The following is a 26097-nucleotide window of genomic DNA, read 5'->3' as shown; positions in this document are numbered from 1 at the left end:
CCAACCGTGTCGCAGGTTGCCGCCGTCATGACCGTTCGGCCTCCAGCTCGGCGGACATGGCGACGAAGCCCTCGTGGTCGGTCACCCACAGCGTGGCGCCGGTGGCGGTCGGAGCACCGCACAGGGTCAGCGGATGGATATCGAACAGCGGCCGCTTCGCCCGGAAGCGGAAGCCGGTCACCCGCGCCCCCGGATTTTCGCGCAGGAACAGGTCCATCAGCATGGTCGCGCTGAGCGGGCCGTGGAACACCAGCCCCGGATAGCCCTCGACGTCGCGGCAATAGTCGCGGTCGTAATGGATGCGGTGGCCGTTGAAGGTCAGGGCCGAGTAACGGAACAGCAGCACCGGATCGGGCTGGATGCGCCGCTGCCACACCGCCTCGCCCGCCGGACGCTCGCCGGGGACGGGGGCGTCGCCGGGCTTCGCGGCCTCGCGGTAGACGATGTCGTGGAATTCGGTGATGGCGACGCCGGCGGCGGTGCTGATCTCGTGTCGGACCTTCACGAAGACCATCCGGCCCGACCGGCCTTCCTTGGGGGTGACCTCCTCGATGGTCGAGCGGCGGGTGATCGCCTCGCCGCTGTGGATGGGGCGGTGGAAGGTCAGGGTGTCGCCGGCCCACATGCGGCGGGGCAGTTCCACCGGCGGCAGGAAGCCGCCCTTGTGCGGGTGGCCGTCCTCGGCGATGTCGCGCTGCAGAGCCTTGGGCAGGAAATACAGCCAATGCCCCAGCGGCGGCACCTCGCCCGCCGGCCAGGGCGGGTTGTCGTGGTCGAGCATCGCCGCCAATCCCGTCAGCGCCGCCGGCGCCGCGGCGTCCTCGGCGCTTTCCGACCGGCCGATCCAATCACGCAAATGGTCCATGCTCATGCTCCCCCCTTATTGTTTGAAGATTTCACGCCGGACGGCGTCGGTGTGTTGGCCCAGCGCCGGAACGGCGCCGGAAGCGTAGGGTCGGCCGCGCACCTGCACCGGCGGCGCCACCACCTCGACCGGTCCGCCCGGCGTCTCGGCGGTCACGCGGCGCAGCTGCGCGTGGATGGACAGGTCGGCCACCTCGTTCAGCGAGCCGAAGGCGGTGCGCGCGCGGTTCAGGCGGCGCACCGCCTCGGCGTGGTCCATGGTCTGGAAGATGGCGGCGACAAGACCGTCTAGTTCCGGCCGGTTGGCGACGCGGCGGTTGTTGGTCGCGAAGCGCTCGTCGGTGGCCAGCTCCGGCCGCAGCAGAACGTCGGCGCAGAAGGCCACCCATTCGCGCTCGTTCTGGATCGACAGCACCACCTGCCGACCGTCGGCCAGGGCGAAGGCGGAATAGGGGGCGATGCTCGGGTGCATCAGCCCGACCCGTCCCGGCGCCTTGCCGCCATGGTCGTGGTGCATCAGCGGCACCATCATCCACTCCGCCAGCGAATCGAACAGGGACACGGCCACCGCCGACCCCTCGCCGCTGCGCTCGCGCTCCAGCAGCGCCTGGAGGACACCGGTGTATGCGTTCATGCCACAGGCGATGTCGGCCACCGACACACCGACGCGCCCCGGCTGGTCCGGCGACCCGGTGATGGAGGCCAGCCCGGTCTCGCTCTGCACCAGCAGGTCGTAGGCCTTCATGTCGCGGTAGGGGCCGTTGTCGCCGTAGCCGGAGATGTCGCAGGTGATCAGCCGGGGATGGCGGCGGCGCAGCGCGTCCGAGCCGAAACCGGCCCGCTCCGCCGCGCCCGGCGCCAGATTCTGCACGAAGACGTCGGCGCGTGCGATCAGCCGCTCCAGCAGTTCGGCATCCTCGGGCTTCTTGATGTCGAGGACGACCGACTCCTTGCCGCGGTTTAGCCAGACGAAATAGGAGCTTTGCCCGTGGACCACGGCGTCGTAGCCGCGGGCGAAGTCGCCCTCCGGCCGTTCGATCTTGATGACCCGCGCCCCGGCGTCGGCGAGACGCGACGTGCAGAGCGGCGCCGCCACCGCCTGCTCCAGCGACACGACCAGAAGTCCAGCCAGAGGGTAAGTCATTCCGCGAAGCCTCCGCTGCAAGCCAGGGCCGATTGTCCGTGACCGGGATGGTAAACAGCCGGACCGGCCCCGATCCAATACAGATGGAGCATGCATCGCATAACGAAGCGCTATGAGGCCGATCGCCGTCAGCCCCATCGCCGGCGCACCGTCGAGCGATCCAACGATCCGGCCTTTGCCGCCAAGGTTGAGGACATCCCCGCCAAAATCGACCGGCCCCCAGAACCTTTTAATAAGGCGGTGCTCCAGCCGTCTGATTGCAGCGGTCATACTCGCAATTCCCATCCACCTATGCGGGCAGCCCCCTTGCCGTCGTCGTTGCGACGGTTCAGCCTCGACGGCGTGTCTCGTTCAGCGTCCGCAGCCTTCCGATGGGCCGACCCCTCGGCTGGAAAGGAGACGTGATGGGAATTCTCCTGGCCTTCGCGCCCTTCATCGCCTTCGCCGTCCTCGACCGTCTGGTCGGGCCGGTGGAGGGACTCATCGCCGGTGCCCTCGTTTCAGCCACCCTGTTGCTGCGCGACTGGATGAGCCCCGGCAAGACACCGAAGATCCTTGAAGTCGGCACGGTGCTGCTGTTCGGTGGGTTGGCGCTCTACGCCGTGGCCGGCGGACCGACCCAGTCCATCATGGGGGGGGCCGTCATGGGGGTCCGGCTGCTCGTCGATGCCGGGCTTCTGCTGATCGTGCTGATCTCCATCGCGCTGCGGCGTCCCTTTACGCTGCAGTACGCGCGGGAGCAGGTTGCCCATGAATTCTGGGACAGCCCGCGCTTCATCCACACCAATTACGTGATCACGGGCGTGTGGGCTCTGGCGTTCCTCGTGCTGGTGATCGCGGACCTCGTCCTGCTCTACCGGCCCGATCTGCCGCCCCGTTTCGGCATCGTCGCGACCGTGCTGGCGCTCGTCGGCGCGATCAAATTCACATCCTGGTACCCGGAGCGTCGGCGGTCCGCTGCCGGCACGGTGTGAATCCTATGTCTTCGGCCGTGCGCTAAAGCGGATTGCAATCAGCTTTGGATCGCGACGGCGGTCCCGGCCGCACATGCGGCCGAAGCCCGCCGGCAAGTGAGGCAATGTGAGTCTAAAGCGAACGGAGTTCGCTTTAGGACGCCGCCGCTTCCTCGTCCAAAAGCAGGGTGCCGGGCCAGTCGCCGCCGCCGACCAGATCGCGCACCACCCGCAGGAAGGTCTCCCGCACCGCCGCCGCGGCCTCGGTCACCGGGGCGCCGCGGGGTCGGCAGAGATGGACCGAGCGGCGCAGCGACGGCGACACGATCAGCCGGGCGGAGACCTGACCCGCCCGCCATTCCTCCATCACCGCCGAAATCGGCAGGACCGAGTACCCCACTCCCTTGGCGACCAGCGTCTTGATCTGCGGGAGCCCGTTGATCTCCACCGCCACGGTGACGATCGTGCAGGTCTCCCGCGCCACCCGTTCGATGCGGTCGCGCAGATTGTGCGGGCGGCTCGGCAGGATCAGATCCTTGCCGGCCAGCTCGTCGAAGGCGATGGCGCCGTCCCCACCGCCCGGCGGCCCGATCAGGTAGAGGTCCTCGCGCACCAGCGATTCGGCCAGCAGGGTGCGCGACCGCGTCACGTCGTAGATGCAGCCGAAGTCCAGCCGGTCGTCGTTCAGCCATTCCAGGATCGTCCCGCTGAAGGACTCGACCACCCGCAGCGACACCTGCGGCAACTCGGCGCGGACCGCCTGCACCAGGGGCACCGCCGCCACCAGCGCCACCGAGGAGGTGAAGCCCACGGTCACCAGCCCGCTCGGCGTGCCCGAGCAGTTGCGCACCTGCTCGGTCGCCTGGGCAACGTGGCGCAGGATGATCTCCGCATGCTCGTACAGCCGGGTGCCGGCGGCGGTCGGCTTGACCCCATGGACGCCGCGGGTCAGCAGCTTGACCCCGAGGCCCGCCTCCAGGTTGCGGATGTTGTGGCTGAGGGCCGGTTGGGCGACGTTCAGCTTCTGAGCCGCGGCCGTGAAGGAGCCTTCATCGACGATGCCGATGAAATACCGCAACTGACGCAGATCCAACGCTCACCTTCCTTTGCCGACCCTTTGCCCGCAGGAGCGATGAGCCCCGGCGTCGCGCAATCATGTCGGTGCGCCGCAAGCGGATCAAGGCGGGTGGATGAGGAAGCGCCGGGCAAACCCGGTTCAACCATCCGCGGGGCCGCTCCGTTCCATTGATCCGCTTCATAAGCCTTATCGGGTGGCGGCGGGTAATCCCCGCAGCGGCACGGCCTAGCTTTTCCCCATCCGCACAGACGGATGAGCCGTCCGCACGCCCGCGCCCAGCCCCGCCCCAACCCAAGGGGGGCGCCGGGATCACAGCCAGGAAGGGAAGAGGATTTTACCGATGCACCATTCCGGCGACCTCGACATGACGCGGCGCGGCCTCCTGCTTGGGACCGCCGCCACCGCCGCGCTGACGGCGGCGCCGTTCCGGGCGCCGGCGCAGGCAGCCACCGTTGGAGAGACCGCCATGCCACCCCCCGCCACCGGAGCCGACGCGCCGTCCCTGTCGCCCGTCCTGTCCAAGGTGACCTTCACCGTGAACGGGCAGCGCCGCGACCTCGAACTCGACACGCGGACGACGCTGCTCGACGCGCTGCGCGAGCATCTGCACCTCACCGGCACCAAGAAGGGCTGCGATCACGGCCAGTGCGGCGCCTGCACGGTCATCGTGGACGGGCAGCGGATCAATTCCTGCCTGTCGCTCGCCGTGATGCACGAGGGTGGCGACGTCACCACCATCGAGGGGCTGGGCCTGCCCGGCAAGCTGCACCCCATGCAGGCCGCCTTCGTGGAGCATGACGGCTACCAGTGCGGCTATTGCACGCCGGGCCAGATCTGTTCGGCGGTGGCGATGCTGGACGAGATCAAGGCCGGCGTGCCCAGCCACGTCACCGCCGACCTCAACGCCGCGCCCCAGGCCACCGCGGACGAGTACCGCGAGCGGATGAGCGGCAACATCTGTCGCTGCGGCGCTTATTCCAACATCGTCGATGCGATCTCGGACGTCGCACGGAGGGAGGCATGAGACCCTTCACCTACGAGCGGGCGGACTCCCCGCCGCCGCCGCGGCCGCCGTCGAGCGCCGGCCGGGCGCCAAGTTCATCGCGGGCGGCACCAACCTGCTCGACCTGATGAAGCTGGAGATCGAGACGCCGGCCCATCTGATCGACGTCAACGGGCTGAAGCTCGACACGCTGGAAGCGACACCGGACGGCGGGCTGCGCATCGGCGCGCTGGTGCGCAACACGGATCTCGCTGCCGACCCGCGGGTGCGGCGCGACTACGGCGTGCTGTCGCGGGCGCTGCTCGCCGGGGCGTCGGGCCAGCTGCGCAACAAGGCGACGACGGCGGGCAACCTGCTCCAGCGCACGCGCTGCCCCTACTTCTACGACACCAACCAGCCCTGCAACAAACGCCAGCCCGGCAGCGGCTGCGCCGCCATTGGCGGCTACAGCCGGCAACTCGCCGTGGTCGGGTCGAGCGACGCCTGCATCGCCACCCACCCCAGCGACATGGCCGTCGCCATGCGCGCGCTGGACGCCACGGTGGAGACGGTGCGGGCCGACGGGACGACACGGAAAATCCCCATCGCGGAGTTCCACCGGCTGCCCGGCGACACGCCGCACATCGAAACGGCGCTGGTGCCCGGCGAACTCATCACCGCGGTGACGCTGCCCAAGCCGGTCGGCGGCACCCACGTCTACCGCAAGGTGCGCGACCGCGCGTCCTACGCCTTCGCCCTGGTCTCCGTCGCGGCGGTGGTGCAGCGCGACGGCGGCGGCCGGGTAGCGGTCGGCGGCGTGGCCCACAAGCCGTGGCGCGTCGAGGCCGCCGAGGCCGAGATGCCGCGCGGCGCCAAGGCGGTGACCGCTGGGCTGCTGGCCGATGCGAAGCCGACGCACGACAACGCGTTCAAGCTGACCCTGGTCGAGCGGACGCTCGCCTCGGTGCTGGCCGAAGCGAAAGGGTGAGACATGAAGTTCGACACTCCCGCGACCACCAACCCGATCGACCAGCTCAAGGTGGTTGGCAAGCCGACCGACCGCATCGACGGGCCGCTGAAGACGACGGGAAAAGCCACCTACGCCTATGAATGGCACGACGTGGCGCCAAACGTCGCCTATGGCTGGGTCATCGGCTCGGGCATCGCCAAGGGGCGCATCGCGTCCATGGACCTGGAGGCGGCGCGGAAGGCCCCCGGCGTCGTCGCCATCGTCACGGCGGAGAACGCCGGCTCCCTCGACAAGGGCAAGCGCAACGCCGCGACCCTGCTCGGCGGGCCGGAAATCGAGCATTACCAGCAGGCCGTCGCCCTGGTGGTGGCGGAGACCTTTGAGCAGGCGCGCACCGCGGCGGGTCTGGTCCGCATCGACTACACGCCGGCGGACGGCGCCTATGATCTGGCGGCGGTCAAGGACAAGGCGGAGAAGACCAAGGACGGCGATTCCGTTGTGGGTGATTTCGCGGGCGCCTTCGCGGCGGCTCCGGTGAAACTCGACGAGACCTACACCACGCCGGACGAAAGCCACGCGATGATGGAGCCGCACGCGACCATCGCCGCCTGGGAGGGCGACCGGTTGACCGTCTGGACCTCCAACCAGATGATCGACTGGATGGTGACCGACCTGTCGGCGACGCTGAAGATGCCGAAGGACAAGGTGCGCGTCATCTCCCCCTTCATCGGCGGCGGCTTCGGCGGAAAGCTGTTCCTGCGCGCCGACGCGCTGCTGGCGGCTTTGGGCGCGCGGGAGGCCGGGCGGCCGGTCAAGGTCGGGCTGTCGCGGCCGCTGATGATGAACAACACCACCCACCGGCCCGCCACCATCCAGCGCGTCCGCATCGGCGCCACGCCGGACGGCACGATCACCGCCATCGCCCATGAGAGCTGGTCGGGCAACCTGCCCGGCGGCTCGGAGGAGACGGCGTCCGACCAGAACTCGGCTGCTCTACGCCGGGGCGAACCGGCTGATCGGCAACCGCATCGCCACGCTCGACTTGCCCGAGGGCAACGCCATGCGCGCGCCGGGCGAGGCGTCGGGGATGATGGCGCTGGAGGTCGCGATGGACGAGATGGCGGAGACGCTGGGCATGGACCCGGTGGAGTTCCGCATCCGCAACGACACCCAGACTGACCCCGCCGATCCCAACCGGCCCTTCTCGCAGCGCCAGCTCGTGCAATGCCTGCGCCTGGGGGCGGAGCGGTTCGGCTGGGCGAAGCGCAACCCGAAGCCGGGGCAGGTGCGCGACGGGCGCTGGCTGGTCGGGCTGGGCGTGGCGTCGGCCTTCCGCAACAACCTGCTGACCAAGTCGGCGGCGCGGGTGCGGCTCGACCAGCGCGGGATCGTCACGGTCGAGACCGACATGACCGACATCGGCACCGGCAGCTACACCATCATCGCCCAGACCGCGGCCGAGATGATGGGGGTTGGGCTGGACAAGGTGGCGGTGCGGCTCGGCGATTCGAGCTTCCCGGTGTCCGCCGGGTCGGGCGGGCAATGGGGCGCCAACAACGCCACCGCCGGGGTCTACGCCGCCTGCGTGAAGCTGCGCGAGGCGGTGGCCCATAAACTCGGCGTCAACTCCGCCGACGCGCGGTTCGAGGATGGGCAGGTCGTCGCCGGCAACCGCAGGGTCCCGCTGGCCGAGGCGGCGGGCGCCGACGGCTTGTCGGCCGAGGACGGCATCGAATACGGCGACCTCGACAAGAAATACCAGCAGTCGACCTTCGGCGCCCATTACGTGGAGGCCGCGGTGGACGCCGCGACCGGCGAGATCCGCGTGCGGCGGATGCTGGCGGTCTGCGCGGCGGGCCGCATCCTGAACCCGAAGTCGGCGCGCAGCCAGGTGATCGGCGCCATGACCATGGGCGTCGGCGCCGCACTGATGGAGGAACTGGCGCTCGACAAGCGGACGGGCTTCTTCGTCAACCACGACCTCGCCGGCTACGAGGTGCCGGTCCACGCCGACATCCCGCACCAGGAGGTGATCTTCCTCGACGAGACCGACCCGATCTCCTCGCCGATGAAGGCCAAGGGGGTGGGCGAGCTGGGCCTGTGCGGGGTGGGCGCCGCGGTCGCCAACGCGGTCCACAACGCGACGGGCCTGCGGGTGCGAGACTACCCGATCACGCTCGACAAATTCCTCGACCGGCTGCCCGTCATGGGGTGAGGGGTGGCGGAGTTTGGGCACGCCCCGAACTCCGCCGCGTCTTTTTCACAGGGTCCGTGACGCTCGACGGACCCCCGCCCTCTCCAACGCCGTTGCACCTGTTTCCCCAAGCGCCATAGAACACGCCCGCCATCATATCCACGTATGGCGCACATCAGGCTGAGGGACGCAAGGCATGGCACGACGGAGAGGCGGAGGAGCACCGCGGGGAAGCCGGAGGGGCCGTCCGATGACGCTGGGCGGGCTGGTCGCCGTCCTGCTGGTGCTGGCCGCGGTCTACGCGGCGGAGCGCTTCCACCTCGTCCCGCCGGGCACGCTCGACTCCATCTTCGGCGAGGAGAAGACCCAGCGCCAGCGTCCGATCCCGCGCCCTGTCCCCGATGCCAGCATCGACTACGCCGCCGTCGCCGCCCAGCTCGACCGCATCCAGGTGGCGGAGGAGCGTCGCCGCGGCTATGTGCGGGACGAGTGGCCGCATTGGCTGACCATCGATTCCAAGTGCCTGAACACGCGCGAGCAGGTGCTGATCCGCGACTCCGCCAAACCGGCGAAACTGTCGGCCAACGGCTGCTCGGTGCTGTCCGGCGTGTGGAACGATCCCTACACCGGCGAGACCTTCACCGAGCCGAAGCAGGTGGACATCGATCACCGGGTGCCGCTGGAGGAGACCTACGCCAGCGGCGGCTACGACTGGCCGCGCGAGAAGCGGGCCGCCTACGCCAACGACCTCAGCGACCCGCTGACCCTCGTCACCGTCTCGGCGGCGGCCAACCGCGCCAAGGGCTCGAAAGGGCCGGAGGACTGGCTGCCGCCGCGCGAAGCGTACATCTGCGCCTATGTGGCGGGCTGGATCGCCGTGAAGGCGCGCTGGGAGCTGACCATGGACGAGCGGGAGCGCGTCACCGTCGGCAACATCCTGTCCGATTGCCGGCGCACCGCCGTGGGGGCCCGGCCCGCCCGCTGACCCGCCTCCCCGACAATTTCATGCGCCGGTATGCCTCGTCCGCAGCCAATGTCACTTTTGAAACCTAGCCGAAGTTGATAGAACCTTCGTAGGCGGTCTTCCTGACGGAACGGCGGCGGGGTGTTTCGGGGAGTGGCCGGGCGTCATGGCAAGGGAACGCGGTCTGCGGACGACGGTGGCTCTGACCGGCGCCGTTCTTGTCCTTGGCGTCTCCGTCGTGCTGGCGGCACTGACCGGCCTGCGCTCCCGCGAACGGATCGAGAGCGAGATCGGGCACTCGCTCGCCGAGGCCGCGCACAACATGGCCGACCGGCTGGACCGCTCCATGTGGTCGCGCGCCAGCGAGATCAGCATGCTGGCCAAGCTCGGGATCACGCCGGCCATGGGCGACCCGGTCCGGCTGCGCTGGCTGCTGGAGCAATTCCAGGAGTTCTTCCCGACCGTTTCCTGGATGGGCGTGACCGACACCAAGGGCAAGGTTCTGGCCGCCACCGGCGGCCTGCTGGACGGCGTTGACATTTCCAAGCGCCCGGTCTTCCAGAACGGGCAGAAAACGCAGTTCGTCGGCGACGTGCACGACGCGGTGATGCTGGCCTTCCTGTTGCCGAACCCGACGGGCGAGGCCATGAAGTTTGTGGACATCTCCACCCCTGTGCACAACGAGCGGGGCGAGGTCGTCGGCGTGCTGGCCACGCATCTGAGCTGGGAATGGACGCGCGAGATCCGCCGCTCCCTGATGGACACCATGCGGGGCCGCGCGGAGCTGGAGCTGATCGTGGTCGCGGCCGACCGCACGGTGCTGCTCGGCCCCCGTGAGCTGCTCGGCACTCCCCTCGACATCGCGGCGGTGCGCAGCGCGCAGAAGAACGAGAGCGGCTGGATCGTCGAACGCTGGCCGGACGGGCAGCGCTATCTGACCGGCTACGCCTACGGCAAGGGCCACCTGAGCTATCCGGGTCTAGGCTGGAGCGTCGTGGCGCGCCAGCCGCTGGCCGTCGCCTACGCCCCGGCCACCGCCCAGATGATCGAGACGGTGCTGGCCGGCTGCGCCATGGTGCTGCTGTTCAGCGCGCTCGGCTGGATGGCCGCCGGGCGGGTCACCCGACCGCTGCGCCGCATCGCCCGGGCGGCCGAGCGCATCCGCAGCGGCGAGCGTGGGGCCGAAATGCCCGTGCTGGGCGGCAGCGCCGAAATCACCTCGCTGTCGGCGACCTTGCGCGATCTGGTGGACGGGCTGACCCACCGCGACGCCGCGCTGGTGCGACTGGAGGACATCGCCTATCAGGACCGGCTGACCGGCCTGCCGAACCGCCGCTATTTCGAGCAGTATGTGGAGGCCACGACCGCCGGCAACGGCACCGCCGCCTTCCTCTACCTCGATCTGGACGGTTTCAAGCCGGTGAACGACCGGCTCGGCCACGACGCCGGCGACCTCGTGCTGCGCCAGGTGGGGGAGCGGCTGGCCGCCTGCTTCCGCGGCGACGACGTGGTGGCCCGGCTGGGCGGCGACGAGTTCGCCGCCGTGCTGCCACAGCGCGCCGGCGCCGAGCCGCCGGACCTGGACGGGCTGGCCCGCCGCATCATCGAGGCGGTGAACGAACCCGTCAGCGTCCAGGGCGAGGCGGTGCGGGTCGGCTGCTCCCTCGGCATCGCTCTGTGGCCGGAGGATTCGCCCGACGTGGCGGAAACCCTGCGCCGCGCCGATCAGGCGCTCTATCAGGCCAAGCGGGACGGCCGCAACCGCGGCGTCCGCTGGACGGCCGACCTGCCGCCCGCCCCCGCCGAAAGCCAGGGCATAGCCGCGGAGGCGACGGGGAACGCGTCGTCCTAGGCCCCGCGGCCAAGCCCCCGCCCGAGCGGGGAACCGCGTCCGGCGCGCGCCCGGCCAGCGGTGGGTAAGGCGGTTGCACGCTGGAGCCTTGGCCCTTTTCTGCCGTTTCATGTCCATCGGAGCACGACTCGGACGGCCATGGCGGGAGATTGGAAGATGAGCCTCGACACCAAGGGACAGCGTGCCCGCATGCTTCGTCTGCTCGCCGTCGTCGAGCATTACGAGCGCAACAGCGCGGCGGGCGCGCAGTTGATGCGGGGCACGCGCTACGAGCTGGCCGTGCAGGCCACCGACGTGAACGGCGACCGCTGCCTGTTCCCCGCCTGCGGCTGCGCCCAGGCCGACTGCTCGCGCCAGCCCCCCGCCGGCCCACAGCTCAATTGGTGCGGTCCGCGCGGCGGCTGGAAGATGCGCTGAGCCTTGGCAGGAAAGATCGGTACAGGAGAGATCAGTAATGGGGCGGGGGCGGCTCGTCCTGCGCCGAACGGGGAACGCCGGACTCCAGCTCGGCGATCCGGTCGCGCAGGCGGCGCATCTGCGCGGTCATGAGGTCGAGGGTCCGCCCCTGCTCGAACAGGACGGCCGACATCTCCTCGGCCATGCGCTCGTGATGGGCGAGGCGGGATTCCAGCTCGGTCAGGCGGCTTTCGGCGTCGGCGTCCATGGATGGCCCTGCGGTGTCGCGGAAGGGACAGAGCTTTAGAACCGCTCCGCAGGCCATGGCAAGTTCAATGCATCCCCGATCCAGCCGGCCTCAGTGCAGCCGGCATCAGTGCAAACGACTGGGAGCGATCACCCAGCGCTCGACGATCTGGAGCGCCTGCGGCACATCCAGTTCCGGATGATGCCAGCGCAGCACCACCGTGGCGGCCTCCAGCGCGTGGCGGTCGGGACGCCCGCAATCGACCAGCTCGCGGTAGGCACGCTCCACCACCGGGCGACAGCCGCACACCGCCGCCTCGCAGGCGGCAAATCGCTCCGCCGGATCGTGCTCCGGCCCGGTTCTCCGCTCCGCCGCCATCAGGCCGTCTCCGGGCCTTTGCGCTGGATGCGGCGCCCGAAGATCTCCAGCCGCTGCCCGATCATGTCGAAACCGAGATGGCGGGCGATGCGCGTGACGGCCGCCTCCAACTCCGGGTCCTGAAACTCCACCACCTCGCCGGTCTCGATGTCGATGAGGTGATGGTGGTGGTCGCCGCGCGCCTCCTCGTAGCGGGCCCGCCCGTCGCCGAAATCGTGGCGCTGGATGATCCCGATCTCCTCGAACAGCCGCATCGAGCGGTAGACGGTCGCGAGGCTGATCCCGGCGTCGATCGCCGCCGCACGGCGGTAGACCTCCTCCACATCGGGGTGATCGGCGGCTTCCGACAGGACGCGGGCGATGATCCGGCGCTGGCCGGTCATCTTCAACCCCCGCTCGGCGCAGGCGCGTTCCAGCCGCGACGGCAGGGCTTCTTCGGGCGTGGTCACGGGGCCGGTCCTTTCCGATGCCTAACCCATGGACTCAAGAGATGGAGAGGGAGTCCCGCAAGGACAACGGTCTTCCGCGAGAGCAGCCATAAGACTTGCCTTTGGGCCTGGACCAATGGCCGCACCCCCGGCCCAAGGCATCGGGCGGAACGTCATCCGGGGGGCAGATGGACACATCCATTGCCCCGCCGCCTCACCGCCCGATACCCCGGATGACCCGGACGGGTTCCCCCACCGGGACGGCGCACCCCACCTTCCGCCACCGCGTTTTTTGTCTTGCTCATCCGTACATGATGCAAAGGCCGGAGCACAGAAAAGATCGGATGAGATCAAAGATTTCGAGACATCGATCCAATCCCATTCTCTGCACGTAGACATTCAAAGCCGCCCCTTCCGTCAACATCCCCCGGGAAGACCGAGCCCATGGACATGAGGACTCTTGTTGAGGACGACGGCGACACCATCGACATCACCCTTCAGCCTCTGGGCGATCCCAGAAAATTTGAAAAGATTTGGATTGATCTGGAAGAGCGGGCCGACGGGTCCTTCTTCCTGAGCTGGCAGTGGATCGGCAATTGGCTGGCCTCCCTGCCCCATGGCACGCGGCCCCACGCGCTGGTCGCGCGGCGCGGCGGACAGGTCGTCGGGCTGGCGCTCCTCTGCCCGCGCACCCAGTGGCGCTTCGGTCTTCTGCGCACCCGCTGCTGGCTGCTGCACGAGACGGGGGAACGGACCTTCGACCGGATTTTCGTGGAATACAACGGCATCCTCGCCGACCGGCGCTGCGCGGACGCCGTGCTGGCCGCCGGATTCGACTGGCTGGGGCGCCGCCTGACCAATTGGGACGAGCTGGTGCTGGGCGGGCTGGAGCCGGCGGCGGAAGCGGCGGTGCGGCTCGCCGCGGCGCGGCAGGGCCACGCGTTGCAGGTCCGGGTGGCCGACAGCTGCCAATGGGTCGACCTGGAGGGCGTGCGCCGGCAGGGCGCCGGCTACCTCGCCAGCCTCGGCAAGAACACCCGCGCCGCGGTGCGCCGGGCCATGCGGCTCTACACCGAGCGCGGCCCGCTGACCTACCGCGTCGCCGCGACGGCGGCGGAGGCGCTGGAGGATTTCCACGCCATGGAGATCCTGCATCAGGCGAGCTGGAACGCCCGCGGCCAGTCCGGGGCCTTCTCCAACCCGGCCTTCCGGCCCTTCCACGAGCGGATGATCGCCAGCGGCGTGCCGGCCGGGACGGTGCGGCTGTGCCGGGTCAGCGCCGGGGACACGGTCATCGGCTACCTCTACAATTTCGTCCATCGCGGGCGGGTGATGAACTACCAGGGCGGCTTCGCCTACGAGGCCGACAACCGGCTGAAGCCCGGTCTGGTCGCCCACGTCCTGGCCATCGAGGACACGCTGGCCCGCGGCGAGGACTGCTACGACTTCATGTCCACCCCGGCGGGGCACAAGCCGCTGCTCTCCAACACCGAGCAGCCGATGAACTGGATCGCGCTCGGCCCCGACCGGCTGAGCCGCCAGATCGACACCCGCCTGCGCCGCGTCAAGGCGGGTTTGGCCGACCGGATGAGGCGGCTGATCCGCAGTCCGCTTCCCCTGATGAACCGCTGACTCCGTTAAGACCAACGCCGCAAACCGCAGGGCCGCCGACGGGGCGGTTGGAGGATGCCGAAAATGAGAAACACCCCCACCGCCAGCTCCGTCGCCAACCCCGCCTTGGCCTGCGTGATGGGCGACATGGACATGGTGCGCCCGTTGGGGCTGGCCGGGCTGCGCTGCGCCGTGGTCACCCATCCCGGCGCCCCCGCCCTGCACTCCCGTTTCACCAAGGACGCCATCCTGTGGGACGACCCGGCGCGCAACCCGGACGGGCTGGTCGAAGTGATGATGGCCTTCGCCAAGGGTCAGCCGGAAAAGCCGGTCCTCTATTATCAGGACGACACCCAGCTCCTGCTCGTCTCACGCAACCGCAACCGGCTGGCCGAGGGGTTCCGCTTCGCCATCGCCGACGCCGAACTGGTCGAGGATCTGGTGGACAAGGGCCGCTTCCAGGCGCTGGCCGAGCGGCTGAACCTGCCCGTCCCGGCGACCCGCCGCCTTTATCCGACCCGTGAGGCCGCACCCGACGTGGTGGACCTGCGCTTCCCCCTGATCGTCAAGCCGCTGACCCGCCGCCGGGTGTGGGACGAGGCGGACGGCTTCGCCAAGGCCATCCAGGTCGATTCCGCCGAGGAGCTGCGCGCCCTGTGGCCGCGGCTGGCGGCGGTCGGGCTCGACCTGCTGGTTCAGGAGATGATCCCCGGTCCGGAGACCCGGATCGAGAGCTACCACGTCTACGTGGACGAGGGCGGCGGCGTGGCCGGGGAGTTCACGGGGGCCAAGATCCGCACCTACCCGCTCGCCTACGGGCACAGCACCGCCCTGACCATCACCGACGCGCCGGACGTGGCGGCGCTCGGCCGCTCGCTGACCGAACGGCTGGGGCTGCGCGGCGTCGCCAAGTTCGACTTCAAGCGCGCCCCGGACGGCTCGCTGCATCTGTTGGAGGTCAACCCGCGCTTCAACCTGTGGCACCATCTGGGGGCGGTGGCCGGGGTCAACCTGCCGGCGCTGGTCCACGCCGACCAGCTCGGCCTGCCGCGCCCGGCGGTCGGCAAGGCGCGGGCCGGGGCGCGCTGGTGCCACATCACCAAGGACCGGCTGGCCGCCAAGGACAGCGGCCTGTCCATGGCCGCGTGGCTGCCCTGGGTGCTGGGCTGCGAGGCCAAGGCCATCGCGCTCGACGACCCGATGCCCTTCCTGCACAACCAACTCGCCCGCTTCCTGCCGGCGCGCGCACACCACGACGCGCCCGGCGGTGCGATGAAGGCGCAGTGAGGGTGCCGCGGCGATGAGGATCGGGATCCTGTCGGACATCCACGCCAACCGCGAGGCGCTGGAGGCCACGCTGGCCGACATGAGCGGCGCGGGGGTGGAGCGCGTCGTCTGCCTGGGCGACGTGGTGGGCTACAACACCGACCCGTCGCCCTGCATCAGGCTGCTGCGCGAGGCCGGGGCGGTCTGCGTCGCCGGCAACCACGACCGCGCGGTGACCCGCCAGATCCCCACCGACGGCTTCAGCGTCCGCGCCATCCGGGCCATCGCCTGGACGCGCAAGCGCCTGCCGCCTGAGGACGTCGCGTGGCTGTCCGCCCTCCCGTTGAAGACCAATGTCGGTGAGCATCTCGTCGCCGTTCACGGGGCGCTCCATGTGGACCGGGGTTGCGAGCTGGTCCGGCTGAACAGCGAGGACCGGATGCGGCGCACGGCGCAGGCCCTGCTCGCCCACCCCTCCGGCGCCCGCGTCTGCGCCTATGGGCACACGCACCGGCTCGGCATCCACGAATACCGCAACGGCGAGCTGTTCGAGCACGACCCCGACAGCGAGGTCGCTCTGCGCGGCGGTTCCTGCTACCTGCTCAACCCCGGGACGGTGGGGGAACCGCGCACGGAGGAGCGGCGGGCGACCTGGATGCTGTTCGACACCGGCCGACGGACAGTGAGCGTGCGGCGGGTCGCCTACGACGACCGCGCGGCTTTCGAGAAGACGCGCCGGGCGGGGATCGAGCCACGGCGCCTGCTCGCCATCCCGGCGCCGTTGCGCGCCGCCCTCCAGGGCGGGCTGCGGCGGATGGGGATTTACGAGATGGTGCGGCGGGTCATCAACTCGTGATTCGCGCCTTTACTGAACCGTCGCCAGCATCAGCAGCGACGCGCCGAGCGGCAACAGGGCGAGCAGCAGCTTGAGCATCGGGCCGGCCATCTTCATCTCGTGAGGGGTCTGCGAACGCGCGCGACTGTAGCCGGACGGGCGGCGATTTTCTGTGACAAATCCCACAACCCAGCCATCCCTTCCCGCCTCCTGAAAAATTTTCCTTTTGATCCAATCTCGCGGAAAATCCGTATCAACTCTTTGGTGCTATCGTCGGTTCCGCCGCAGGGCAGGCTTTCGGCAACAGGCGGCATCCAACGAGTTCTTCGACGACACGGACCGGCGGGAGTGTGGACAATGAATTGGTTCCGAAACGCCAAGGTCGGCATCCGGCTGATGCTGAGCTTCTCCAGCATCCTGGTGCTGATGGTCGCCCTGGCGGCCATCGCCATCTACAAGGTCAACAGCATCAACGACAGCCTTTCCACCATCAACGACGTCAACAACGTCAAGCAGCGCTACGCCATCAACTTCCGCGGCAGCGTGCATGACCGGGCGATCAGCCTGCGCGACGTCACGCTCCTGTCCGACGCCGCGGCGCTGAAGGCCGAACTCGCCACCATCGACCGGCTGGCCGCCGACTACGCGCGCTCGGCCGAGCAGATGGACCGCATGTTCGCCGCCGGCACCCACATCACCGCCCGGGAGCGGGAGATCCTCGCCTCCATCAAGGAGACGGAGGCCAAGACCCTGCCGCTGGCCCGCGGAGTCATCGAGGCGCGTCAGGCCGGCGACGCCAACCGCGCCGTCAAGATCCTGGTCGAGCAGGCCCGCCCCGGCTTCACCGAGTGGCTGGCCCGCATCAACGCCTTCATCGACCTTCAGGAGGCCGAAAGCCAGGCGGTGGCCAAGCACGCCCGGACGGTGTCGGAGAGCTTCCAGGTGCTGATGATCTCGCTGTGCGCGGTGACCGTCCTGCTCGGCGCCGGGCTCGCCTGGTGGTCGATCCTGACGGTGCGGCCGCTGCGCCGCCTGACCGACACGACGCTGAAGCTGGCCGAAGGCGACCTGTCCATCGCGGTGCCGCAGGCGACCAGCCGCGACGAGGTCGGCGAGATCATCCGCGCCGTCCAGGTCTTCAAGGACAACATGGTCCGCGCCCGCCGCATGGAGTCGGAGAAGGAAGAGACGGAGCGCCGCGCCGAGGCCGAGAAGCGGGGGGCGATGAACGGGCTTGCCGACCAGTTCGAGCGCAGCGTCGGCTCCATCGTCGAGCTGGTCTCCCACGCCGCCGCCGAGCTGGAGGGCGCCGCCCAGACGTTGAACGCCACCATGGAGCGCGCCAACGATCAGGCCGGCACCGTCGCCGCCGCGGCGACCCAGGCGACGGCCAACGTGGAATCGGTGGCCACGGCCTGCGGTGAACTCGCCGGGTCGGTCAGCAGCATCGGCCAGCAGGTCCGCCAGTCCGCCGACATCGCCAACCGCGCCGTCCGCAACGCCGAGGACACCCAGGCGACCGCGGAAGGTCTGGTCAGCACGTCGCAGAAGATCGGGGAGGTGGTGCAGCTCATCAACTCGATCGCCCAGCAGACCAACCTGCTGGCGCTGAACGCGACCATCGAGGCGGCGCGCGCCGGCGAGGCCGGCAAGGGCTTCGCCGTGGTGGCGAGCGAAGTGAAGAACCTCGCCAACCAGACCGCCAAGGCGACCGAGGACATCACCGCCCAGATCGCCGGGGTTCAGGACGTCACCCTGCGCACCGTGCAGTCGATCCGCGAGATTGCCCAGGTCATCGGGGAAAGCAGCCAGATCGCCGACGACATCGCTCAGGCGGTCGAGCAGCAGGGCATCGCAACGCAGGAGATCGCCCGCAACGTCCAGCAGGCCTCGGCGGGCACGGCGGAGGTGTCGGGCGCCATCGTCCAGGTCAGCGGCGCCGCCTCGCAGGGCGGGACCGCGGCGGGCCGCGTGCTTGGCAGCGCGCAGGAACTGAGCCGCTCCGCCGCGCGTCTGCGGATGGAGGTCAGCGGCTTCCTGGCGAAGGTCCGCGCGGCCTAAGGAGGCGTATATCCCCTCTCCCCTCTGGGGAGAGGGTTAGGGTGAGGGGGTTGCGCGTGTCGGAACGTCCGGCATAAGCGCAACCCCCTCACCGGCCCTTCGGGCCACCCTCTCCCCAGAGGGGAGAGGGCTATATCGGACCTCACGCCGGGGAGCGGTCCTTGTACTTCACGATGACGTACAGCGCGTGGATCATGCCCGGAATGTAGCCGAGCAGGGTCAGCAGCACGTTGATCCAAAACTGGGCGCCAAACCCCACCTGGAGGAAGACGCCGACGGGCGGCAGCAGAAGCGCCAGGATGATGCGTATGATGTCCATGCCGCGATAACGCTCCCGCCCCGCCCCAGGTTCCCTTCGTCCTGACGCGATCCTCAGCCCAGCAGCCCGATCTGGTCGAAGGGCAGAGGATCGAACCCGTGCTGGTACACCGCCGAACCGGAGACCGGCACGAAGTTGTCGTGCGCGGCGTCGGTGAACTGCGGGTCGAAGGTGAAGGACCCCTTGTCGTAGCCGGCGGCCTGCCACTGCGCCAGCGTGCCGGTGGCGCCGTTCGCCATCACCTGCGGCCAAGCCTGGAACAGCGCCTCGTTGGGGTTGAGGTCGGCGTAGAAGTTGCCGGTGAAGGTCCCCGCCGTCTTCGGCCCGTCCAGCGCGACCGCCCGGCCGTCCCCGGCGTCCACGATGTTCTGGGTGATGGTGTTGTTCGCCATCGGCGTGCCCTTCCAGCCGCCCCAGCCGACGCTCTGCTGCAGGCCGATCTGGGTGCCCAGGTTGTCGGCCAGGATGTTGTCGGTGACCGTGTTGTTCCAGCCGCCGTGCAGGAAGATGCCGCCGACGTTGTCGTGGACGACGTTGCCCTTCACCGTGGTGCCGCTGGTCCAGTCGTCCAGATAGATGCCCCAGCTCACCAGCTTCGTCGGGTCGAGGAAGGTCGGGGAGACCGTGCCGTCCCAGGTCACGTTGCCGAAGGCCGTGGTGCCCGACACCTCGTTGTAGGCCACCGTGTGGCCGGCCAGGTCCTGCTGGCGGTTGATCAGGTAGATGCCGCCGCCGTCGCTGGTCTCCTGGTTGGCGCCGATGATCTTGTTGTGGGTGATCGTCGCCCGGTAGGTGGCGTCGCCCGAGGCCTGGACGGAGCCGACCGCGATGGCCTTGCCCGGCGTGTCCTCGATCTGGTTGTGGGTGATGGAGACGTCGTTGCTGCCGTTCACCCACAGCGCGTCGCCGCCGTGGTCGACGGCGCTGGCGTGCTGGATCAGGTTGTCCGACACCTTGGTGAAGTTGGACCCCGCCTTGACGTAGACCGCCTCGCGCCCGGTCTCGGCGAAGTGGTTGCCGGTGACGGTGCTGTTGGCGCTGCCCTCCACCGTGATGCCGTAGCCGGTGTTGGTGACGGTGTTGTTCTTGAAGGTCAGCCCGGCGGCGTTGTTGGCGTAGACCGCGTGGCCGTCCGGCGCGCCGTCGGTCAGGGTCAGCCCTTCGATCGTCACGTTCTTCGCACCGCCCAGCCCGACCAGCACGGGAAGCTGCGCCGCGACCACCTTGTGCCCGGCGATTGCCCCGCCCTCTGGCCTGAACAGAACTTGGCCGGACGCCTTGTCGAAGAACCACTCCCGCGGGGCGTCGAGCTGGTCCTTGCCGTTGAACAGGTAGAAGCGGCTGCCGGCGCCCAGCGCGTCGTAGGTGCTCTGGGCCAGCGTGATGGTGTTGCTGCCGTAGTCGATGCTCTTCACCGGCACGGTCATGTTGTCGTAGCCGTGCTGGCTGAAGACGCTGACCATCAGCCCGTCCGTGCTGGAATAGGTCGGGATCGCCCCCGCCTTGAAGCCGAACTGGGTGTAGGCGTTGGCCCCGGCCTTGGTGGCGATCAGCCAGCCGCCGTCGATGGGGTGGCTGGGATCGGCGTTGGGCGTGCGGGCCACCGTCTGCCGGTCGCCGTCCATCGACAGGTCGAGCACCGCCTTGGACCCGCCGGGAAGCTGCGCGCTGTACAGGCCGTTGCCGCGCGACACCCAGTTGTCGACCAGCGAGCCGCCGTGGAAGACCGGCTTCTCGCTGCCGTAGGCGGCGAAGCGGACGCCGCTGTCCTGGCCGTCCAGCCAGAGCATGTCCTTCATGTAGTAGTCGCCGCCGCGGACATAGGTCACGTCGATGGTCGGGTCGGCGCGCATGGCGTCGCGGGCGGCGGTCAGCGTCGCCTTCGGCCCGTCAGTGCCGGCCGCGTTGGGGGCGGCCAGCTTGCCCGACCATTTGTCGTTGCCGTTGGTCGCCACGAAGAAGGCCGGCCCGGTCGGGGCGGGGGACGGCGTGGGCGTCGGGGTCGGGGTCGGGGTGGGCGTGGGGGCCGGCGTGGACCCGCCCGTCGCGAAGAAGCTCTTGTCGGCGTCGACCACCAGCGTGCCGTTCCACCACATCCCGGACTGGCCCTTGACCACGTCCTTCCCGTCGAGCGCACCCTTGTCGTAGGTGACGATGCTGTCGGTGGCGGCGACGGACTTGCCGTTGATGGTGACCTTGTTGACGATCAGCGAGCGGTCCTGGCCGTTCACCACGGCGTCGTTGTCATACTGGATCTGCACCTTGTGCGCCTGATCCGGGGCCACGTTGGCGGTGAAGCTGTAGTCCTTGGCCGCGGTGCCGACCGTGCCCTCCCCCACCTTCTTGCCGTCGACCATCAGGTTGAAATGCGCGTTGGTGCCGCCCGCCGCGATGCCCTGTGCGTTCACCACGAAGGTGGAGGTTGCGGCAACCGGCGCCGCCGGGGCGGGGAAGTCGGCGGCCGGGGTGTCGACGACCAGCGTGCCGTTCCACCACATCCCGGACTGGCCCTTGACCACGTCCTTTCCGTCGAGCGCGCCCTTGTCGTAGGTGACGTTGGCGTCGGTCGGCTTGTGGGTCTTGCCGTTGATGGTGACCCCGCTGACGATCAGCGAGCGGTCCTGGCCGTTCACCATGGCGTCGTTGTCGTATTGGATCTGCACCTTGTGCGCCTGGGCCGCGGTGACCGGCACCGTGAAGCTGTAGGCGGTCGGGCTGCTGGCGTTGACGGTTGCCTGGCCCACCTCGACGCCGTCGATCAACAGGCGGAAATGCGGCCAGATGCCTCCGGCGGACTGCCCATAGGCACTCACGACAATCTTGGCGTCGGTCTTGCCCGTGGTGGTCGAAGCCATTGGATGGTTCCCTCGCTCTTATGCTCAACGGCGGCGAGCATGGCGGGGCCGGCCAGACATTTGTGCGCCATTTTGATAACAGGCGAGGGCTGCCGGGTCCGTGCTTCTATCCGCCACCGCCTATGACGGGAGAGGCGGTTGAACGGGAGTTATACGCACCAAAGCGCAGGCTCCCCCGGATTAAAGCGAAGCCTTACGTGTTGATGGCTTATACGGAACCAAGAGGCAGAGACCCCATGAAGAAGATCGCTGTAACCGCCTTTGTCGCCCTGTCGCTCGCCGCCTGCCAGAGCGGCGGCAGCGGCATCGGGACCAAGCAGACGGTCGGCGCGCTCGGCGGCGCGGCGGCCGGCGGCGTGATCGGCTCGCAGTTCGGCGGCGGCACCGGCAAGCTTATCACCACCGGTGTAGGCACGCTGCTCGGCGCCTATCTCGGCAGCGAGCTCGGCCAGTCGCTCGACCGCGCGGACGAGGGCTACGCCCAGCGCGCCGCCACCCAGGCCTATGCGGCGCCGATGGGCTCGACCATCCAGTGGAACAACCCGGAATCGGGCAACCGCGGCACCATCACCCCGATCCGCGACGGCCGCGACAACTCCGGCAACTATTGCCGCGAGTACCAGCAGACCGTCTATGTCGGCGGCAAGGCCGAGCGGGCCAACGGCACCGCCTGCCAGCAGCCGGACGGCAGCTGGCGCATCGTGTCCTAACACCCGGCACGCCCCCACCCCGGCCGTCCCTTCCGCAAGCCGCGGAAACGACGGTCGGGGCGGGAGCCCCCGTCAGGATGCCGGAGTCATGACACGGGAAGCGCGGTCAGCCGGATCGCCACCTGCTTGGTGTGCGGGCTGACGGCGATGATCTCCCAGGCCGCACCGGACCCGGCGGCGTATTCCATGAAGGCGCGATACTCGTCCTCGCGCCACGTCCGGTTCCCGATGAACTCGTCGAAGACCAGCACCGTCCCCGCCCGAAAGCGCGGCGCCAGAGCGGTCAGCACCGTCCGCGCCGACGAGTAGATGTCGCTGTCCACATTGACGAAGCGCACCGCGCCGCCGTGGGCCGCCAGGAAGGGCGGCAGCGTGTCCTCGAACCAGCCCGCGTGCAGCACCGCGTTGTCGCGCACCGGCGGCAGGCTCTTGCCCGTGCTGAGCACGCCGCGCGGCGCGTTCACCCAGCCCTCCGGCAGCCCCTCGAACGAATCGAAACCGTGCACGGCCTGCCCGGCAACCGCGGCGATCTGGTTCAGCGAGGTGCCGCGGCGCACGCCGAACTCCAGCACCAGACCGGGCACCGCCGCCCGCTCGAGCGCAAAATGCAGCAGTTCCGCCCCGACGCCGAACAGCCGAACATCCGAAGCGAGGTGCGGGCGGATCGCCGTCACCGCTTCGACCAGCGGCAGACGCTTCGGCTGACCGTCCAGCTTCTCGCCATACAGCGCACCGGCTTCCGCGTCGCGGCCCAGCAGCAGCAGGTAGGCGCACAGGAAGCCCCAGTATTTGCCCGCCGCCCCCGGACAGTCCGCGGCCCGGCGCAGGCGGCGCAGCGCGTCCTCCACACCGTTCAGGCCGAGCGCTGCGGCGTGGCTGCCGAACCACGCAGCGGCGTGCTCCGGATCGTCGGCCAGCCGCTCGTCGAAGACCGCCAGGGCGCCCGCGGCGTCGCCGAGATGGGCGAGGCTGACCGCCCGCTCATAGAGGATGTCCGCTGAGCGGTTCCCGGCGGCCAGCGCTTCCCCTGTCACCCGGAGCGCCTCCTCATAGAGGGCGTCGCGGCGGTAGGCGCCGGCCAGCGCCTCGCGCAGGCCGGGGAAGGCAGGATCGGCCACAGCCACCCGCTCCAGCCAGCGGACGGCCTGCAAGCGGTCCCCGCCGGCCAGCACGGCCTGGGCGAGATGATGGAGGGTCTCGGCGTGCGCAGGCTCGCGCGCCAGGGCGCGGCGCAGGAGGGTGGTGGCGGTCCCGGCGTCGCGCCGGCCGAGCGCGGCCATGCCGGTCAGCCGGTCGCGCTCGACGGACCCAGCGGATTGCCCCGCGGTGTCCCGCAGCAGGCGCACCGCCTGTCGGTAATGCCGCGCCTCGATCAGGCGGCGCGCCTCGCTCAGAACCTCATCCACGGGAAGAACCTGTCGGTCGGGCATGGTCGGAATGGGGGATGAGATGCCCTGTGTCGGCGGCGGGATGCAAGCGCCGCCTGCGGCCGTCGCGGGGGTGAAAAGAAAGAAATGCCCCCTTCGATATTTTTCCCTTTGACAGGGGGCCGTCTGGATTGCTATTCACCCGCTCCCGCCGGACGCTGCCGTAGCTCAGTGGTAGAGCACTCCCTTGGTAAGGGAGAGGTCGAGAGTTCAATCCTCTCTGGCAGCACCATGGGGCCGTAGCTCAGATGGGAGAGCGCCTCGTTCGCAATGAGGAGGTCAGGGGTTCGATCCCCCTCGGCTCCACCAACTTCTTCGGCGGTTGGTTGGTTGACTTGAGTAAGTTGGGTAAGGTTGAATTTAGTGCTTGCTTCGGCGATCTTTGTTCTTTAGAAGGTCGCCTACGACGCGGGTGTAGCTCAGTTGGTTAGAGCGCCGGCCTGTCACGCCGGAGGCCGCGGGTTCAAGTCCCGTCACTCGCGCCACTTTCTTGTGGTTTAGGTCCAGTTCGGTTTGGTATCTCGCGGTTTGGTCCTGTAGCTCAGCGGGAGAGCACTACGTTGACATCGTAGGGGTCACTGGTTCAATCCCAGTCGGGACCACCATTGGGGGATCGTCTAGCGGTAGGACTCCAGACTTTGACTCTGGCTACCTAGGTTCGAATCCTAGTCCCCCAACCAACTTCCTTGAAAATCAACATCTTGCGGCAACGGCCACCGGCCGGTGATCCGTTTACTCCACCGGCCTACTCCACAGGGCCGGAATGTTGATACGACAGGGCGCCACCTACCATTTCCGCCGACGCGTTCCCGTTGCGATCCGTCTGCTCTTGCGCCAATCCGAGGCTTGGGTTTCCCTGCGCACGACCGACCGCCGCGCCGCCCGGGCGATGGCCGCCGGTCTCTACGCGCTGACGGAGGACGCGTTCGCGACCATGGCCGAGAAGCTTACCCAACAAGACCCGGCCGCCGCTGAGAGCCAGTTTGGGAATGAGGGTTTGCCTGTTTTCCGTGTGGAAGCGGGAGACAGGCAATGTGGACGAAGGCTCATCGAGCGAAGCAGGCGGGGCCGGACCGGCGGTCACAACGGTATCCGACGGACCTGACGGACACGGAGTGGATCCTGATCGAACCATGGCTACCGCGCCCGGCCAAGCGGGGCCGGCGGCGCGGCGTCGATCTGCGTGAGGTCCTGAGCTGCCCCCTGAACCAGCGCCAGCCCCTATCCGAGGGCTGGGCAAATCAGGAGGAGGACGGAACGGCCCGTCGGAACAGATCATCGGCCTGTTGCGCGCCATCGAGGTGGCGGTGGCGTAGGGGCACACGGTCCGCGAGACCTGCTGCATAGAGGCTATCTCGGAGCAGACCTACGATCGCTGGCGCGCGGAGTTTGGCGGGCTGAAGCTGGATCAGGCCAAGCGGTCAAGGAACTGGAGTGCGAGAACCGGCGCCTGCGCAAGGCGGAGGCCGATCTGACGTTGGACAAGCTGATCCTGCAGGAGGCGGCACGGGGAACTTCCGATGGTTCCGGCCGATGAGGATGCGCTCACCAGCGCCATCTTGCGGCTGGCCGGCCAGTATGGCCATTACGGTTATCGGCGCACGTCCTTGGATCCTTGGGTGAGATCGGGAGCGGGCCGGACGCGAGCGGATTGCCGTGCCTGTCAATGCGGGGACATCAAACGTTCTTGCACGCACGACAAACGAAGCGGGTTGAAGAAGACCATCGCGTGGTCGGGAACAATCGGCAGCGGCATACCGTCATCCGGCTTTCGACGGCGCGGGCCGTCAGTTCATCCTATGGCGTCGCATCGGCCCGGAGGACACGCTCCAGGATCGCGCGTTCGCGCGCCGGGACGACATACCGGCCGATCGCCGAGAGAACGCGCTGATGGCTGGCGCCGCGGCGCTGAGAACGATGGACGGTCACGCCACGGACATCACATGTCGCCAGCCATCCGTGCAGCGCCGCCCCATTGCCCGCCATCCAGCAGTCGTTGTCGGGCGTAAACAGCACGATGCCGGAAAGCAGGCGCGCCGCCTCCTGGCAAAGCCCGTCGACGAAGGCGAACAAACGGCGGTCGTCGCTTTCGTCGGCCGCAGCGTCATAGGCGCTGAGCCCCATCTGAAGGCACAGGAACAGCACCGGAATGGGCGAACCGGAGCGCGATCCCGGATCGCGTGGATGACAGACAGGAACGCCGGTCACATACTCGGCGAAGCGCTGCATCATCGCGACACTGCACGGCCAGTCAAGTTCAAGCCGCCGCACCGTCGGCATCAGCTCCGCCTGCGACAGACGGAACCGGCGCAACGTATCCGCCGGAGCGGCAGCGGCAGTGGCAGTGGCAGTGGCAGCGAGAGAAATGAGCGGGCCGGCGACGGGTTCCGGCGGATGCGCCCGATTACGGAGCGGCGCGTTCCAATCCCCGGCATCCCGATCCTCAATGGTCCGTTCTGGAGACAGCATAGGCGTGCACCCTGAATGGGAAGGGCCGGATGCACGTCACCGTAGCGAGGCACCCAGGCAACCGTACAGGGGGCTTGGACGCGTCTTTTTTTCA

At 68.9% G+C, this 26097-nt stretch carries 24 protein-coding genes, 5 tRNA genes and 2 pseudogenes; 20 read left to right on the top strand and 11 right to left on the bottom strand.

Translation table 11 applies throughout. From position 1 onward, the window contains the following. Nucleotides 1-25: 25 nt before the first annotated feature. Both ACWPN5_RS24865 and ACWPN5_RS24860 read right to left on the bottom strand, forming a co-directional pair. Nucleotides 26-865, bottom strand: coding sequence for an HTD2 family dehydratase (locus tag ACWPN5_RS24865; protein ID WP_492297944.1), 840 nt, complete (start codon nucleotides 863-865; stop codon nucleotides 26-28). 15 nt (nucleotides 866-880) lie between these two features. Next, a complete protein-coding gene (locus ACWPN5_RS24860; protein ID WP_492297943.1) occupies nucleotides 881-2008 on the bottom strand; it encodes a CaiB/BaiF CoA transferase family protein in 1128 nt (375 codons plus the stop codon). A gap of 404 nt (nucleotides 2009-2412) precedes the next feature. Here ACWPN5_RS24860 and ACWPN5_RS24855 point away from each other — a divergent pair, with 404 nt between their 5' ends. After that, nucleotides 2413-2982: a DUF3159 domain-containing protein gene (locus ACWPN5_RS24855; protein WP_492297941.1), complete on the top strand. Its 570-nt coding sequence runs from the start codon at nucleotides 2413-2415 to the stop codon at nucleotides 2980-2982. Nucleotides 2983-3115: 133 nt separating this feature from the next. On the opposite strand, the gene ACWPN5_RS24850 is transcribed toward ACWPN5_RS24855, so the two are convergent. Further along, complete coding sequence (locus ACWPN5_RS24850; RefSeq protein WP_137141501.1) at nucleotides 3116-4054, bottom strand: LysR family transcriptional regulator; 939 nt, start codon at nucleotides 4052-4054, stop codon at nucleotides 3116-3118. 325 nt (nucleotides 4055-4379) lie between these two features. Here ACWPN5_RS24850 and paoA point away from each other — a divergent pair, with 325 nt between their 5' ends. The 7 genes and pseudogenes from paoA (at nucleotide 4380) to ACWPN5_RS24815 (ending at nucleotide 11418) form a co-directional block, all read left to right on the top strand. Continuing rightward, nucleotides 4380-5063: an aldehyde dehydrogenase iron-sulfur subunit PaoA gene (gene paoA / locus ACWPN5_RS24845; RefSeq protein ID WP_492297939.1), complete on the top strand. Its 684-nt coding sequence runs from the start codon at nucleotides 4380-4382 to the stop codon at nucleotides 5061-5063. Further along, nucleotides 5029-6009, top strand: coding sequence for an FAD binding domain-containing protein (locus tag ACWPN5_RS24840; protein WP_492297938.1), 981 nt, complete (start codon nucleotides 5029-5031; stop codon nucleotides 6007-6009). Before paoA ends, ACWPN5_RS24840 begins: the two co-directional genes overlap by 35 nt. A 3-nt stretch (nucleotides 6010-6012) precedes the next feature. Further along, nucleotides 6013-6870, top strand: a pseudogene (locus tag ACWPN5_RS24835) (molybdopterin cofactor-binding domain-containing protein); the annotation flags it as partial. A gap of 163 nt (nucleotides 6871-7033) precedes the next feature. Next, entirely contained in the window at nucleotides 7034-8206 is a 1173-nt protein-coding gene (locus tag ACWPN5_RS24830; protein ID WP_492297936.1) for a molybdopterin cofactor-binding domain-containing protein, read from the top strand. Between the two features lie 229 nt (nucleotides 8207-8435). Beyond that, a complete protein-coding gene (locus ACWPN5_RS24825) occupies nucleotides 8436-9170 on the top strand; it encodes an HNH endonuclease family protein (protein ID WP_247888522.1) in 735 nt (244 codons plus the stop codon). Between the two features lie 145 nt (nucleotides 9171-9315). Continuing rightward, the gene (locus ACWPN5_RS24820) at nucleotides 9316-11001 is read left to right on the top strand and encodes a diguanylate cyclase domain-containing protein (RefSeq protein WP_492297934.1); all 1686 of its coding nucleotides are present in this window, start codon (nucleotides 9316-9318) and stop codon (nucleotides 10999-11001) included. A gap of 156 nt (nucleotides 11002-11157) precedes the next feature. Next, on the top strand, nucleotides 11158-11418 hold the full coding sequence (locus tag ACWPN5_RS24815; RefSeq protein ID WP_145678623.1) for a hypothetical protein: 261 nt from the start codon (nucleotides 11158-11160) through the stop codon (nucleotides 11416-11418). Nucleotides 11419-11449: 31 nt separating this feature from the next. On the opposite strand, the gene ACWPN5_RS24810 is transcribed toward ACWPN5_RS24815, so the two are convergent. The 3 genes from ACWPN5_RS24810 to ACWPN5_RS24800 all read right to left on the bottom strand — a co-directional run bounded on the left by ACWPN5_RS24810 (nucleotide 11450) and on the right by ACWPN5_RS24800 (nucleotide 12450). Next, on the bottom strand, nucleotides 11450-11665 hold the full coding sequence (locus tag ACWPN5_RS24810) for a SlyX family protein (RefSeq protein ID WP_145678622.1): 216 nt from the start codon (nucleotides 11663-11665) through the stop codon (nucleotides 11450-11452). Nucleotides 11666-11770: 105 nt separating this feature from the next. Further along, on the bottom strand, nucleotides 11771-12022 hold the full coding sequence (locus tag ACWPN5_RS24805) for a hypothetical protein (RefSeq protein WP_081863184.1): 252 nt from the start codon (nucleotides 12020-12022) through the stop codon (nucleotides 11771-11773). Continuing rightward, the gene (locus ACWPN5_RS24800; RefSeq protein ID WP_035677391.1) at nucleotides 12022-12450 is read right to left on the bottom strand and encodes a Fur family transcriptional regulator; all 429 of its coding nucleotides are present in this window, start codon (nucleotides 12448-12450) and stop codon (nucleotides 12022-12024) included. The genes ACWPN5_RS24805 and ACWPN5_RS24800 overlap by 1 nt, the downstream gene beginning before the upstream one ends. 450 nt (nucleotides 12451-12900) lie before the next feature. On the opposite strand from ACWPN5_RS24800, the gene ACWPN5_RS24795 reads away from it, so the two are divergent. The 3 genes from ACWPN5_RS24795 to ACWPN5_RS24785 all read left to right on the top strand — a co-directional run bounded on the left by ACWPN5_RS24795 (nucleotide 12901) and on the right by ACWPN5_RS24785 (nucleotide 16183). Beyond that, nucleotides 12901-14082, top strand: coding sequence for a GNAT family N-acetyltransferase (locus tag ACWPN5_RS24795; RefSeq protein ID WP_492297931.1), 1182 nt, complete (start codon nucleotides 12901-12903; stop codon nucleotides 14080-14082). Between the two features lie 63 nt (nucleotides 14083-14145). Continuing rightward, on the top strand, nucleotides 14146-15348 hold the full coding sequence (locus ACWPN5_RS24790) for a carboxylate--amine ligase (protein ID WP_492297930.1): 1203 nt from the start codon (nucleotides 14146-14148) through the stop codon (nucleotides 15346-15348). A 13-nt stretch (nucleotides 15349-15361) separates the two neighbouring features. After that, nucleotides 15362-16183, top strand: a complete 822-nt coding sequence (locus tag ACWPN5_RS24785) for a metallophosphoesterase family protein (RefSeq protein ID WP_492297928.1) — start codon at nucleotides 15362-15364, stop codon at nucleotides 16181-16183. Between the two features lie 9 nt (nucleotides 16184-16192). Here ACWPN5_RS24785 and ACWPN5_RS24780 read toward each other — a convergent pair whose 3' ends face one another. After that, nucleotides 16193-16348, bottom strand: a complete 156-nt coding sequence (locus tag ACWPN5_RS24780) for a hypothetical protein (RefSeq protein WP_186466216.1) — start codon at nucleotides 16346-16348, stop codon at nucleotides 16193-16195. 171 nt (nucleotides 16349-16519) lie between these two features. Between ACWPN5_RS24780 and ACWPN5_RS24775 the strand changes: the two genes are divergently transcribed. Then, nucleotides 16520-18223: a methyl-accepting chemotaxis protein gene (locus ACWPN5_RS24775; RefSeq protein ID WP_492297927.1), complete on the top strand. Its 1704-nt coding sequence runs from the start codon at nucleotides 16520-16522 to the stop codon at nucleotides 18221-18223. A 142-nt stretch (nucleotides 18224-18365) separates the two neighbouring features. Here the strand turns inward: ACWPN5_RS24775 and ACWPN5_RS24770 are convergent, their stop codons facing one another. Both ACWPN5_RS24770 and ACWPN5_RS24765 read right to left on the bottom strand, forming a co-directional pair. Continuing rightward, entirely contained in the window at nucleotides 18366-18542 is a 177-nt protein-coding gene (locus tag ACWPN5_RS24770; protein WP_040134614.1) for a YqaE/Pmp3 family membrane protein, read from the bottom strand. A 53-nt stretch (nucleotides 18543-18595) separates the two neighbouring features. Beyond that, nucleotides 18596-21397: a carbohydrate-binding domain-containing protein gene (locus tag ACWPN5_RS24765; RefSeq protein WP_492297926.1), complete on the bottom strand. Its 2802-nt coding sequence runs from the start codon at nucleotides 21395-21397 to the stop codon at nucleotides 18596-18598. Nucleotides 21398-21633: 236 nt separating this feature from the next. On the opposite strand from ACWPN5_RS24765, the gene ACWPN5_RS24760 reads away from it, so the two are divergent. Continuing rightward, on the top strand, nucleotides 21634-22107 hold the full coding sequence (locus tag ACWPN5_RS24760; protein WP_014197686.1) for an RT0821/Lpp0805 family surface protein: 474 nt from the start codon (nucleotides 21634-21636) through the stop codon (nucleotides 22105-22107). A gap of 86 nt (nucleotides 22108-22193) precedes the next feature. Here ACWPN5_RS24760 and ACWPN5_RS24755 read toward each other — a convergent pair whose 3' ends face one another. Then, nucleotides 22194-23513 (bottom strand): class I SAM-dependent methyltransferase, encoded by a 1320-nt coding sequence (locus ACWPN5_RS24755; protein WP_492297924.1) that lies wholly within the window; start codon nucleotides 23511-23513, stop codon nucleotides 22194-22196. A gap of 178 nt (nucleotides 23514-23691) precedes the next feature. Between ACWPN5_RS24755 and ACWPN5_RS24750 the strand changes: the two genes are divergently transcribed. The 7 genes and pseudogenes from ACWPN5_RS24750 to ACWPN5_RS24720 form a co-directional block, all read left to right on the top strand. After that, a tRNA-Thr gene (locus tag ACWPN5_RS24750) sits at nucleotides 23692-23766 on the top strand. A 1-nt stretch (nucleotide 23767) separates the two neighbouring features. Continuing rightward, a tRNA-Ala gene (locus ACWPN5_RS24745) sits at nucleotides 23768-23843 on the top strand. A 99-nt stretch (nucleotides 23844-23942) separates the two neighbouring features. Next, nucleotides 23943-24019: transfer RNA gene (locus ACWPN5_RS24740), tRNA-Asp, on the top strand. Nucleotides 24020-24064: 45 nt separating this feature from the next. Continuing rightward, nucleotides 24065-24139 (top strand) — tRNA-Val (locus tag ACWPN5_RS24735). Between the two features lies 1 nt (nucleotide 24140). Further along, a tRNA-Gln gene (locus ACWPN5_RS24730) sits at nucleotides 24141-24214 on the top strand. A gap of 83 nt (nucleotides 24215-24297) precedes the next feature. Continuing rightward, complete coding sequence (locus ACWPN5_RS24725; protein WP_492297923.1) at nucleotides 24298-24639, top strand: DUF6538 domain-containing protein; 342 nt, start codon at nucleotides 24298-24300, stop codon at nucleotides 24637-24639. Between the two features lie 127 nt (nucleotides 24640-24766). Beyond that, nucleotides 24767-25141, top strand: a pseudogene (locus ACWPN5_RS24720) (transposase); the annotation flags it as partial. Nucleotides 25142-25331: 190 nt separating this feature from the next. On the opposite strand, the gene ACWPN5_RS24715 reads toward ACWPN5_RS24720, so the two are convergent. Next, complete coding sequence (locus ACWPN5_RS24715) at nucleotides 25332-26003, bottom strand: hypothetical protein (protein WP_492297921.1); 672 nt, start codon at nucleotides 26001-26003, stop codon at nucleotides 25332-25334. Between the last annotated feature and the right edge of the window lie 94 nt (nucleotides 26004-26097).

This window comes from Azospirillum sp. UENF 211521, assembly GCF_058780535.1.
The sequence above is the reverse complement of the archived record's forward strand: the minus strand, read 5'-3'. Positions and strand labels throughout refer to the sequence as shown.